The 12,879-nt window shown below is 56.1% G+C and carries 9 protein-coding genes; 6 read left to right on the forward strand and 3 right to left on the reverse strand.

Features of this window, described 5'->3' with window-relative positions; genetic code table 11:
- The first annotated feature begins 2 nt into the window (after positions 1-2).
- Together BFP96_RS14960 and BFP96_RS14965 are read left to right on the forward strand one after the other, a co-directional pair.
- Entirely contained in the window at positions 3-650 is a 648-nt protein-coding gene (locus BFP96_RS14960) for a response regulator transcription factor (protein ID WP_065897826.1), read from the forward strand.
- 86 nt (positions 651-736) lie between these two features.
- Entirely contained in the window at positions 737-1,129 is a 393-nt protein-coding gene (locus BFP96_RS14965) for a hypothetical protein (RefSeq protein ID WP_065936496.1), read from the forward strand.
- A gap of 91 nt (positions 1,130-1,220) precedes the next feature.
- On the opposite strand, the gene BFP96_RS14970 is transcribed toward BFP96_RS14965, so the two are convergent.
- Positions 1,221-1,877 carry a NeuD/PglB/VioB family sugar acetyltransferase gene (locus tag BFP96_RS14970; RefSeq protein ID WP_065936497.1) on the reverse strand — a complete coding sequence of 219 codons (657 nt, stop codon included), beginning with the start codon at positions 1,875-1,877 and terminating at the stop codon, positions 1,221-1,223.
- 487 nt (positions 1,878-2,364) lie between these two features.
- On the opposite strand from BFP96_RS14970, the gene BFP96_RS14975 reads away from it, so the two are divergent.
- The 3 genes from BFP96_RS14975 (at position 2,365) to BFP96_RS14985 (ending at position 8,698) form a co-directional block, all read left to right on the forward strand.
- On the forward strand, positions 2,365-3,489 hold the full coding sequence (locus tag BFP96_RS14975) for a DegT/DnrJ/EryC1/StrS family aminotransferase (RefSeq protein WP_065895302.1): 1,125 nt from the start codon (positions 2,365-2,367) through the stop codon (positions 3,487-3,489).
- A 118-nt stretch (positions 3,490-3,607) separates the two neighbouring features.
- Entirely contained in the window at positions 3,608-7,939 is a 4,332-nt protein-coding gene (locus tag BFP96_RS14980) for a glycosyltransferase (protein ID WP_170876012.1), read from the forward strand.
- Between the two features lie 90 nt (positions 7,940-8,029).
- On the forward strand, positions 8,030-8,698 hold the full coding sequence (locus BFP96_RS14985; protein WP_065886714.1) for a class I SAM-dependent methyltransferase: 669 nt from the start codon (positions 8,030-8,032) through the stop codon (positions 8,696-8,698).
- A 26-nt stretch (positions 8,699-8,724) separates the two neighbouring features.
- On the opposite strand, the gene BFP96_RS14990 is transcribed toward BFP96_RS14985, so the two are convergent.
- Positions 8,725-9,447 (reverse strand): response regulator transcription factor, encoded by a 723-nt coding sequence (locus BFP96_RS14990; RefSeq protein ID WP_065936498.1) that lies wholly within the window; start codon positions 9,445-9,447, stop codon positions 8,725-8,727.
- Between the two features lie 431 nt (positions 9,448-9,878).
- Here BFP96_RS14990 and BFP96_RS14995 point away from each other — a divergent pair, with 431 nt between their 5' ends.
- Positions 9,879-11,855, forward strand: a complete 1,977-nt coding sequence (locus tag BFP96_RS14995; RefSeq protein WP_065936499.1) for a CHASE2 domain-containing protein — start codon at positions 9,879-9,881, stop codon at positions 11,853-11,855.
- Between the two features lie 181 nt (positions 11,856-12,036).
- Here the strand turns inward: BFP96_RS14995 and BFP96_RS15000 are convergent, their stop codons facing one another.
- Positions 12,037-12,807 (reverse strand): lysophospholipid acyltransferase family protein, encoded by a 771-nt coding sequence (locus BFP96_RS15000; protein WP_065886717.1) that lies wholly within the window; start codon positions 12,805-12,807, stop codon positions 12,037-12,039.
- Between the last annotated feature and the right edge of the window lie 72 nt (positions 12,808-12,879).

Consider the following 12,879-nt stretch of genomic DNA (forward strand, 5'->3'; position numbering starts at 1 on the left):
ACATGAAGAAAATCAACGTAGTGATTGCTGACGACCACCCCATCGTGCTGCTCGGCGTGCGTGAAGTCATCCAGCGCGACGGACGTTTTGAAGTGGTCGGCGAAGCCACCAGCTCCAGCCAACTGATCGAAAAGCTGCAGAGCGAAAAACCGGAGGTGGTCATCACCGACTTCCACATGCCCGGCGACTCCACATTCGGCGACGGCCTCAAACTGATCGAGTACCTCACCCGGCGGTTCGTCGACACGCAGATCCTGGTGCTGACCATGATGTCCAACAGCCTGATCGTGACCCGCCTGCATGAACTGGGCGTGATGGGCGTGATTCAAAAAAACCACCTGCACGAAGAAATCGAGAACGCTCTCAACGCTATCGCATCGCGCCGTAATTATCAGAGTCCCGTGCAGGATGCCACCTCGGTGATGCACAACCCGCAGCAGGTCAACGAGCGCTTTGCCGACCTGTCCCTGCGAGAAATGGAGGTGCTGCGCCTCTTCGTCGCCGGCCACAGCGTGACTGCTATCGCGCGCATGGTTAATCGCAGCAGTAAAACGGTGAGCGCACAAAAGGTCTCGGCCATGCGCAAGCTGGAAGTCACCACCGACCAGGCCCTGGTGACCTACTGCGTGAACGCCGGGAAATTTCAGTAACCCTCATCCACTTTTAAGAACTGCCTGATGGCCGGCAGCTGACGCACCTTCGATTATGCGTTCATCGACCTACACGGATCATCAACATGAACGGCAAGTGCGTGAAGCAGAAAAACATCCTGGTGCTGTGCCGTCACGCCGGCGTCCTGCTGAAATACAGCGCGCTGTTGAACGACGTCGGCTACTTTCGGATCGGCCTGTGCTCATCGATCAAGGAAGTGAAGCGTACCCTGGCAACAACCCAACAGATCGACTGCTTTATCGTCGACGGTTTCAAGATTGGCACTGCCGACGAACAGCACATCCGCACGCTGAGTCACGGCTGCCTGATAAAGCGCTTTTTATTACTCGGTGACTTCACCTTCGCCGATCAGCCGAAAATATTTGCCTGGGCCAGGACCCATCATATTCAGTTGCTGGGGATGCTGAGGCAGCCGGTGAATGCGGGTGAGTTGGAGCGGTATTTGCGGGTGCTGTAGCGTTGCGAGGCCGGACAGGGCGCTGATTGGAAACTGACCGATCCTGCCGATAGCCCTTCCCTTTTGGACCTGGTTATCTATTCGCGTTGATTTACGGTTGAGCGGTGCGCATGGGCTTTGCTGGATTACCAAAGACTGTTGTATAGGGTGCCACGCTTTTCGTTACAACGGACCCCATCCCAACAACGGCGCCCTCACCAATAACGATTGGTCTGTCGGGTGAGCCTTCACGAATGATCGCGCCAGTTCCAATGTAGGCATGATCTTCGATGACAACACGTCCATTGCAATGCACGTTAGGGGCGAACGTCACAAAGTTACCGATCACACAGTCGTGAGCAACATACGAATAAATGTTTGCATGAAAAAAATCACCGATTTTTGCATTCGCAGTGATAGTGGTAAATGGGCAGAGAACAGCGCCTTGACCAATAGTATTGTGGCTCAAATTTACCGCATTCAACGCTGAAATAGTAAATGGAGTGATGCCCGCCGAAATAAGGTGTTCGGAGATTTCCTGTCTATGTTTACTGTCAGCGATGGCAATGTTGAAAAATTTATCCCCCTCCATGTTTAAGAAAGACTCCCTGCTCACCACATCATAGCCATTAATAGTCTGATCTTTCGAGTTATCGACCACGAAGATAACTCTGAAACTATCTTGATCTATTATGCTCGGCATTGTGTTGACCAGAGGTGCAACTTCACGGCCAAAACCGCCCGCGCCTACAATTGCGTAAATTTTCATATCAGCTCCTAAAGTGTTAGCTGAATTATCCGTGGTCTGAGCAATGCTACGGCCCAACGTTGTCAGTATCGGGAGTGTGTTGAGTATTCTAGTATGCTGTTATCGAAATAACTGACTTCTTATTTACGTACTCAAGCGTCTCGCGCATTCATTGAGCTTTGTTCAAAACTTTTTCTCCCTCTGCGTTCCAAACATATCGGGTCGGCTGAGTATTACGTAATCCATAATGTTGCCATTTCGCTTTTCAGGTCAAGGCCGGGGGCGGAGTTGCCATCGCGCGGATACACCTTGATGCCTCCAAAGAAGCTCTCCACCCTGCTCATCCAGGCAGCCAGCAGGATAATGCGTCTGGCCGGGCTTCTCGCTGAAGGATGGCGTCAGTGTGGAACTTGCCGTCAGAGGTATGGCAGTTGGAAGTTGGCGCGAATTCTGCTTAAGCCTTCCTCTGATCATACAGGACGACATTTCATTGACGGCAGTGTGTACCATGAAAAGCATCATCAAGTTGTTAGTTCCTGAGATGCCTAAAGTCGAGCAGATTCTCACTTACTGGCAGCAAATCGATGAAAACCAGTGGTACACCAACTTCGGACCGCTTGTAACCGAGCTCGAACGTCGGCTGTCGCTCTCATTCAGTCGGGAGCCAACGCAGGTGCACGTTGTATCCATGGCGAATGGCACCTGTGCGCTGCAAATAGCTTTGGAAGCGTTGAAGCTACGCCGTGGAGCGCGCGTACTGGTGCCCGGATTGACATTCGTCGCCACGGCAACTGCGATCATCCGGGCAGGGCTCACTCCCTTGATCAGTGACGTAAACGCCGAAAGCTGGTTACTGACGCCCGCTATCGCACGCGTAGCCCTTGCTGAAACGCCATTCGACGCAGTGATGCCGGTGTCCACTTACGGTTGCCCCCAGGATGTCACAGGGTGGGACCTGTTCACTGCCGAAACCGGCATTCCTGTTGTTGTCGACGCCGCAGGTGCCTGGGGTAACCAGGAGATTGGCCTGACCACCAAAGTCGCCTTCAGCCTGCACGCCACTAAGGCCCTCGGTAGTGGAGAAGGCGGTTTCGTCGCGTCGCGGCACCTTGCCTATGCCCAGAGCATGCGAGCGTTGAGTAACTTCGGTATCGATGCACACAGCGGCGGGCTCGTCTTCGAGGCGGGTGAGAACGGTAAGATGAGCGAATATCACGCCGCAGTTGCATTGGCTGCCCTGGACAACTGGCCAACCGTTGCTCAAGCACGGCGCAATCTACATCAGCGCTACACTGAACGGCTTCTGGAAAAAATTCCCGCGTTGAAACTCCAGGCCAAACCCATGGATGGCGTTTACAGCTTGATGCTGGTGCTACTGCCCCCGGGATTCCAGGCTGCTGATATTCAACTGCGGCTGCTGGGCAAAAACATCGAAACCCGCCGCTGGTACTGCCCTCCCCTCCAGGGACACCCGGCCTTTCAGGCGTGCGCGATGGGCCCGCTGCCAATTGTTGACCTCTTGGCCGAACGTCTGCTGGGTTTGCCATTCCACCTTTCATTGAACGATGCAAGCATCCAGAGAGTGATCGAGTGCCTGGCTGAGCTGCTTGCTGAAAAGCAGGTGAATCAATGACCCAAGAACAATTACTGGCACCGTATAGGCCGGCCGGCAAAGAGTCAGGCTGTCAGCCAGGCAGTGAAAGCGGCTTAAGCGAGTCCTACCTTCATCCCTTGTGCAAATTGGTGTGAGCATGACAAATCCCCTCTTGGCTGAACGCTTGCCGCTTGTCAGCATTGCGATACCGGCTCACAACCCGCGCTTCTTCGAAGTAGCGCTGAACAGTGCGATCAACCAGTGCTACGCCAATATCGAAATCGTGGTCACCGACGACTGTCGCGGCGATGGTATTCGTTTGATCACTGAACGTCTTGCCGCACAAACCACGGTGCCGGTTCGTTACCTGAAAAACGAACAGCAATTGGGCGGTCTGCTCAATCTCACCCGCGGCCTGGAAGAAGCCAGGGGTGAGTACATCAAGTTTCTCAACGACGATGACGTATTACTGACAGATTGTGTAACGCGCATGGCCGCTGTGCTGGATGCCCGCGCCGACATATCGCTGGTCACCTCGCGGCGCCGTTTGATAGATGCCCAGGGCGAGACGCTGCCGGATATCCTCGAGACGTCTAAAGTATTTGACGAGGATGTCTGCCTTCATGGCGCCGACCTGACTTCACTGCTCTGCGACTGGCCCGTTAACTTCATTGGCGAACCCACCACCGTCATGTTTCGCCGGGTTCAGGTGATAGACAAAGTCCCGAATATTTGCGCCCTTGGAGGCGTGCTCGTTGATGCGATCAACGACCTGGCGTTGTATGTGAACTTGCTGCAACACGGCCACTTGGCGTTTCTAAGTGAGCCTCTGTCGCTCTTTCGCCATCACGTCGAACAGCGCCAGAAACAGCCAGACATGCAAGACTTATTCAACGAGGGTCGTGCAAGGTTCGTCAAGCAGATACGTGCTCTGGGGCTGTATAACCCACAGCCGTTAAGGCAAGTGCGCCGAGCGCCCTTGTCAGCCGGCCAGGCCTTTCAACTGTTTCGGTTGCGAGAGGCTTACCTGGCGCCTGACAGCCTGAACCTCTATACCGCCGGCAGCATTATCCCCTTCGCCGAGCAGTGCGAAGTCCTGTTCTTGGGCCAACCTTGGCTTGAAGACGGTGAGCCGCCAATCGGAGTCGTCATCCATGCGTATTACCCGGGTGAGCTGCAGGAAATCCTGCGCCGGTTGACGCAATTGAATGAACACCTGCACCTCTACGTCACCTGCGTGGGAGGTAATGATAAAGAGGTGGGCGACCTGCTGGCAGCGAGCGGGCTGAGCTATTCGTTGTATCGGGTACCCAATCACGGAAGGGATATTTTGCCGTTCCTGCGAGTGCTGCCGTTTTTACGTGCAGACAACATCCAGACGGTGGTCAAACTCCACACCAAGCGTTCGCTGCACATGGAAAGCGCTTGGGCCCAAGACCTTTTCAATGATCTGCTAAACCCTGTGCGCTTCAGGGAATCAGTAGAGTACCTTGCCGACCCAATGCATCATCCGCTACTCGGCACTGAGCCTTACCGACAGGCGGTGGCCAAAAACCTTAGTGAGGCCAACTACTCTCACCTCCTTACTCTCGCTAAGCGTGCTGGCATTGATCCACAGCGAATAGGCCAGGCAGATTTTTTTGCCGGTACCATGTTCTTTGTGCGTAGAGAGGTGTTGGCTCACTTAGAACAGATGCATTTGACCGACGAAGATTTTGAAACTGAATGCGGTCAGTTGGACGGCACCATGGCCCACGCTTTGGAACGTTTTTTTGGCGTGTTGGCGAATGTGGGTAAAGAGCAACGCGATATCAATCTGTATCGTCGCTGGCTGGATACCCGGCAACTATCCGCCGCTGAGTTCGAAGGTTTGCCCGCACGGCTTGCGAATTGGCAGCAGCACCCAAACATTCTGGTGGTGTTGACTGATACCACAGGTGACATTGCGCAGTTACGTTCCAGCCTGGAAAGCATTGATCGCCAGCTTTACGGCGCGGCAGCCATCGCGGTGCTTTCTAACGCCGAGCCTGTCGGGGTAGCGGCAGCCGACAATTTGGTCTGGCTGCCGCTCGCTGAGTGCTGGCCAAGCCAGCTGAATGAGCTGCTGCAAGGGATCGATGTCGACTGGTGCTATTTGCTTCGGGGTGGAGACCAAATCGACCCCCACGCACTGCTGCTACTCGCCGAGGGTATAGCCCTGAACCCGGGTATCAGCGTGTGCTACAGCGATGAAGACACGCTTACCCCAGAGGGTTGCCAAGACCCGATATTCAAGCCGGACCTGAACCTGGACCTGTTGCGCAGTTATCCGTATGTCGGCCGAGCGTTGGCCTTCAACCGAACGGCCGCGCTGGATGCTAATGGCTTCGATCTCGCTTTTGCCGAACTGGCACCCCACGATCTGCTGTATCGGTTGATTGAAATTAATGGACTGGGCACTGTCGGACACCTCAGTGAAGTGCTGGTACATCATGCAATCAACTTCGGCCAGTGGCTGGTCGAACCCCAGGTCGTCAAGTACAGCGCTGCTATCGTCGAGGCGCACCTGCAACGTCTGGGCGTGGCTCATGAGTTGCGCCCAGGACCTTTGCCGATGGTCAACCGGGTGATCTACCAGCACACCTCACAGCCGCTGGTGTCTATAGTGATTCCTACTAAAGACCAACTGCCGATGCTGATGCGCTGCGTCGAAAGCGTCATGGAAAAAACCCGCTACACGAACTTCGAACTCATCATCGTCGACAACAACAGTGAAACGGTTGAAGCACAGAATTGGTTCGCGGGTATGGAGCGCCTGAACAGCGAAAAGGTGCGCATCCTGCGTTACCCCCACGCGTTCAACTATTCGGCGATCAATAATTTTGCCGTCAGCCACGCCCGTGGTGATTATCTTGTGTTGCTCAACAATGACACCGCCGTCATTGATGGGGACTGGCTTGGTTCGCTGCTCCATCACGCCCAGCGGCCGGAAGTTGGGATAGTCGGCGCCAAATTGCTCTTTCCCGACGGAACCATTCAGCATGCAGGTGTGGTGCTCGGCTTGCGTGGCTTGGCAGACCACGCATTCGTCGGTGCCCCGATGCAGTCCAATGGTTACCTGCACCGTCTCCAGGTTGACCAGAATTACAGCGCCGTGACGGCCGCCTGCCTGATGATCCGCACCGAGTTGTACCGCCAGGTCGGTGGCATGGACGAAACCAGCCTGGGGGTTTCTTATAATGACGTCGATCTGTGCCTGAAAGTCGGCCAGGCCGGGCAACTGATCGTCTGGACGCCTTATGCGCTTCTCATGCACGAAGCTAACGTCAGCCAGAATAAGGTCGACAAGGCGAAGTTGAACGTCAAGCAAGAGCGTTTCAAGCGCGAGCAGTCGGTGATGTACGAGAAGTGGCTGCCTCAGCTCGCTGGCGACCCCGCCTACAACCCAAACCTGACCTTGGAACGTGGCGGCTTTGGCTACGAATGCCGTAGCGAGGTCGCTTGGCAACCGCTGGCCGGTCGCTCTTTGCCTTACGCGCTGTGCTGTCCCTCCGACCCTTTCGGCATTGGACATTATCGTGTTCGCCAGCCCTTCGCGGCCCTTGAAGCCGCAGGCCTGATAGGTGGCACTGTAAGCAATTGGCTGCTTCGCCCCGTGGAGCTGCATCGCCTGGCGCCAGACACGATCATTTTCCAGCGGCAATGCAGTACGCCTCAGCTGGAAATCATGCAGAACACCCAGGCCTTCTCTAAGGCATTCAAGGTTTTTGAGCTGGATGACTACATTCTTAAATTGCCCAGCAGCAACCCAAGCCGAGAACTGTTTCCCAAAGATATCGCCAAGCGCCTGAAAAAAGCTGCGGGTATGTGCGACCGGCTGGTGGTGTCGACCCAGCCACTGGCCGATGCGTTAAAGGGTTTTAACGCTGACATTCGTGTGGTGGAGAACCGCCTGCCAATTCACTGGTGGAGCGGGCTGACGAGCCATCGCCAACAAGGCCGCAAACCTCGGGTCGGTTGGGCGGGCGGGTCGAGCCACGGTGGCGACTTGCTCGTGATCGCCGATGTCGTTCGTGAACTGGCTGGCGAAGTGGAATGGGTATTTATGGGCATGTGCCCACCTGAACTTCGTCCGTATGTCCATGAGTTCCATAACGGCGTAAATATCGAGAGATATCCTGCACAGCTGGCCAACTTGAATCTGGACCTGGCGTTGGCGCCTTTGGAAGACAATTTCTTCAACGCCTGTAAAAGCAACTTACGGCTGCTGGAATACGGCGCCTGCGGCTTCCCTGTGATCTGCTCGGACATCCTTTGTTATCGTGGTGATTTGCCAGTGACTCGGGTGCGGAACAAGTCAAAAGAATGGATTGCCGCTATCCGCGAGCATCTTGCTGACCCAAGCGCCAGCGCCGCTGCCGGAGAGGCTCTACGCAGCGCTGTCGTCGATAAATGGATGCTCCGGGATGAACACCTGGTTGCCTGGCGAAATGCCTGGTTCAGGGATTGACTGCTCCGCTTGTTATTTCAATGTCTTATCAATTCTGGAAGTCTTTTTCAGAGCTTCCCTCGTAATCATTAGAAGTAAGCGGAGAGAACCATGATAACTATTCAAGCGCTCAACGAATTTACCAGTGGCCCGGAGTTGACTGACAACATCACGCAGATCTGGGAGTTTATCGGCCAGCATTTCGAGCAGGCGCAGGCCAGCTTGCCGCCTGAGCTCGCAATGGAGCGTCGCGAGTTGTCGTTCCATGATCAAGTGCGTTTATTGGGCTACCTTACGTTTCTGATTGCCGAGCTACCGGGTGATTTGGTGGAAATCGGCGTGTGGAAGGGCAAATCGTTGATGCTGATGAATGAGGTATGCAACCACGAGCGTCGCGTCATTGGTATTGACCCGTTCGAATTGCCAAACCAGTTCGAAGAGTTTAGTTATTACAAGGACCTGATGCTGCCTGATGCACAGGTGGTCCGTGGCTTTTCGGAACTGAGTGCCGAACGTTTCTATAACCTCGAGCCCTCCGTTGCGCTGTTGCATATCGATGGTGGCCACACGCGGCGCAACGTGGTGCTGGATTTCCTGCTGTATTCGCCAAGCGTAGTCTCGGGCGGCTTCATCGTATTAGACGACTACCGCGATTTTCAGCACTCGCCAGAGGTGGGTCCGACGGTCGACCTGCTCAGAGCCACAGGTTTCTTTGAAGGTTTCAATGTGCTGGGCAGTGTGCACGGCTTCGAGAACAGCTACGTTCTGCAACGGATATGAGCGTTCCACGTGGAACATCAACTTTTTCAGTCCGGAGTCACTGCCGATACACTCTCCAACCGATACCCATACCCATAAATCGTCAATAACTGCCACCCCCTGTCCGCAGTCAGCCCCAGCTTATTGCGCAGCCGATAGATATGCGTATCCAGCGGGCGCGAGGAGACCATTTCTTCGTGAGTCCAAAACCGTTCATACAGGTATTCGCGCGACAGCGGCCGCGCCAAATTGGCGAACAAGCAACTGGCCAAACGGTATTCACGTTCAGTGAGATTGATAGGCTTGCCCGAGCGGGTCACAGTCAGTTCAGCGTCGTCAAAGGTCAGGTCGTTGAAGCTCTGCACTTCCTGGGTCGCCGACTTCTTTAGTCCATGGCGCCTTAGTACCGCCGTCACGCGAGCTTTCAGCTCATTAGGGCGAAAGGGCTTGCTGACGTAATCATCTGCCCCACTGTTCAGCGCCGTGACGATATCGCTCTCGGCATCCCGGCTGGTCAGCATGATAACGGCGGGCGGCGATTCCATGTGTTCACGCGTCCAGCGAAGAAGCGCGATCCCGGTGATGTCCGGCAGTTGCCAGTCGAGTATCAACAGGTCGAAGGTTTCCCGGCGCAGTTGGCGTAGCAGGTCTTCGCCGCGCTCAAAGCAATGCAGGGTCCAAGGCTGTTCGACGTTACTGGGGATCTGTCGCAGTGTCTGTTCTACCCGGCGCGTTTCTGCGGGTTCGTCATCCAGTATTGCGACACGCATGGGTGGGTCCTTTCTTCTTGAAGAGTACGGCAGTCGTCGGCACGTACTGCGCAGATGCCAGTCTTGAATCTGAAGAATTGTGCTCGGATTCGTCGACCCCCTGGATCTATCGGTACGATGGGGCTAATGAGCGGTTTTACACTTTAAAGTCCTCCGTACCGACAGGGGAAAGATACCGGCTCCCGACGGTTAGGAAAAGGATCAGCCGACGCATGCGCTGACGTAAACGGCTGTGTGCTGATCTCAGTGGCTCTTTGGAATGAACATCAGACAGAAAAATTTTTCCTGCGTGCCGAAAAATGAGCTTCACTGGGCTCAAAGCTTCGTTCTCTGAAGTGCGCTGGTCGGCCCACGACGACAATAGCCAGCAGGGAGGAACCGCGACCCATGACAGTTCATATCACCCACCAACCACCCAGGCACATTGACCGATGACGCTCTGGAGCACGGCCGATAAACGTCAACCTACCCAGGCCCAGCGCTTGTTTCATCGTCTCGTGCGTGAGTGGTTGTGGATCGGTTTGCTGTTGTTGCCCATCACCGCTTACCTGTCGCTTAGCCCGGGCCTGGCCTTGAATAGCCCGTTATACGACAGCCTGCGCCGCCTCACTCCACTGCCCGTGGACTCACGCATCCTGCTGGTGACCATCGATGAGGACAGCCTGAAACAGCTGGGGCCATGGCCCTGGCCGCCTAACGTGCACGCCGATCTGATCGGGCGCCTGAGTGCGGCGCAACCAGCAGGTATTCTGTTCGATGCAATCTTCAGTGACCCCGCCGCTCCCGCGAATGACAAGCGCCTGGCCGAAGTCGTGCGCGCGGCGCAGACTGATTTACCCCATGTGTCCTACGCCAGCGTGTTACGCGGTGAAGTGCCTGCCGAGCAACTGCGCAATCGCCTGATCCTGGTGGGGGCGACGGCGTCCGGGATGGGCGACCGGTTTGTCACGCCGCTGTCTTCCACGCCCGGTACTACAGAGGGGGTGGAGATTCAGACGAATGTGCTCGATAGTCTGTTGCAGGGGCACAGTACTGTCGATCTGCCCGGCTGGCTGGCGGCGCTGATGGCGACGTCACTGGTGGCGTTGTTGCTGGGTTTGCTGCTCTACCGTCCGCGTTATGCGTTGTGGATGACCCTGGGCTGCATGGCCGCAGCGGTGCTCGGCGCCTGGGCCCTGTTGCGTCTCGGCCATTGGTGGTCGCCTGCGGCCAGCCTGATCGGGTTGCTGCTCAGCTACTTGATCTGGAATTGGCGCCGCCTCAGCGTGATCATCGCTTACTTCGGCTGGGAACTGGCGCGCCTGGATAACGAACCCAAAGTGCTGCCTGAGCGCCGCCGTGCGCCCGCCAGCCAGGGTGATGTATTGCAGGCGCGTATCTTTGCCCTGGAGCAAGCCGTAAGCCGCACACGGGATACCCGGCGGTTCATGGCCGATGGTCTCGAATGCTTACCGGTGGCCACATTGATTACCGACCCCAAGGGCAATATCTTGCTGGCCAACCGCGTTGCCCGCGAGGTATTCGGCAATGACCTTGTCGCCGAGAACCTGCTGGAGCAGTTGGCCGACCTGGGTTATCCGCCGTTGCACAATGGCGTGCGCGTTGCCCTCTCTGAGCTGGTGCTCGTGGAGTTCCGTGATATCCACCAACGCAGTCTGCGCATGGAGCTTGCGCCCTTGCTGCCGGCCGAAGGTGACACGGCCCTGGGTTGGCTGCTGAGCCTCACGGATTTAAGCAAGGAACGCGAAGCCCAACAGCATCGCGAAACCATGCTGCGCTTCCTCTCCCATGACCTGCGTGCGCCGCATTCGGCAATCCTCGCCCTGTTGGATCTGCATGAGAGCGAATCGCCCGTGTTCGGCCAGATCGAACAACAGGTCCGCCGTGCGTTGAGCCTCACCGAGTCCTTTGTGCAACTGGCGAAAGCGGAGGCTGATGGTTACCACTTCCAACCTACCCTGTTTGCCATGCTGGTGATGGACGCTTTCGATCAAGTCGCGGTTATCGCCCAGCTCAAGGGCATCCACCTGGTTCACGATCTGGATGAAGCGGACGAAGGCATGGTGAACGCCGATCAATCGCTGCTCACTCGAGCGTTATTCAATGTGCTGGAAAATGCGATTAAATATTCTCCCGCCAACACCCGTGTCAGGTTAAGCCATGGCAGCGCGCAGGGCTGGCTGGAATGCCGCATCAGCGACCAGGGGCCAGGCATTGCCCCGCAGGATCTGCCGGAACTGTTCAATCAATATCGGCGCTTCGACTCGGCCCAGGGCAGTGACGGCTTGGGGTTGGGCCTGACGATGGTAAAGGCCGTGGTGGAACGCCACGGTGGGCGTGTGACCTGCGAAAGCGAGTTGGGCACGGGCTCGACGTTCATCCTGCGACTGCCACTGTTGGACGACTGAAAAGCGACCTCTTGCGTGTGCATTAAAAAACCGGTCACCAGGACCGGTTTTTTAATGAGGAAAAAACTTATGCACGTTTTTGGTGATTTTATAAGTTTCAGAAATATGTAGCCAGATCAGCCAGTTATGATCAAAAAACTCCAATTTGCCAACAAACCGTACACAGGTTATCCACAGAAGTTCAAACAGCGGGTGTCTCCACCACCACCGGCTCCGGCGGCAATGAGCCCATGGCCCGTTGCTGCGCTTCATTCCATGCCGCGGCGCGGTCATTCAACGCAGCAATCGCGCGTGGGCCTTCGCCTTCTGCGTACATGGGTTCGCCGATCACCACGGTAATGGTGCCTGCGCGTTTGGCCCAGCCGGTCTTGGGCCAGAACTTGCCGGCGTTATGGGCAATCGGCAGCACCGGCAGGTTGGCGTTGACCGCCAATGCAGTGCCGCCGCGCGAGAATTTGCCAACGGTGCCATAAGGCACACGCGTGCCTTCGGGAAAGATCAGCACCCAAACGCCATCCTTGAGCAGCTCGTCGCCCTTCTTGGCGACGTGCTTGAGCGCCGCCTTGGGATTGTCACGGTCGATCGCAATCGGACGCAGCATCGCCATGGCCCAGCCAAAGAACGGCACGTACAGCAGCTCACGCTTGAGCACCTGGCTCAGCGGCGAGAAGTACGCCGAGAGGAAGAATGTTTCCCAGGTGCTCTGATGGTTCGACAGAATCACGCAGGGCTGCTCCGGAACGTTTTCCGCGCCCTTGATCTCGAAGCGGATGCCCAGGAACACCTTGGACAGCCACAGCGCACAGCGGCACCAATACACATTGATAAAGCGATAGCGCGCCTTGAACGGCAGGAAAGGTGCAATAAAAAAGCTCAGGGTGCACCAGAGAAACGAACTGGTGCCCAGCAGCAGGTAAAAGAAAAAGGTTCTGATGGCCTGCAAGATCGACATGGCGGCATTTACCGTTGCGGGACACGGCCCGCCTGTTAAAAGCGCACTCCCGAACAATCCCTGGTCAGGAAG

The organism is Pseudomonas sp. 34 E 7, assembly GCF_900005715.1.
GTDB classification, from domain to species: domain Bacteria; phylum Pseudomonadota; class Gammaproteobacteria; order Pseudomonadales; family Pseudomonadaceae; genus Aquipseudomonas; species Aquipseudomonas orientalis_A.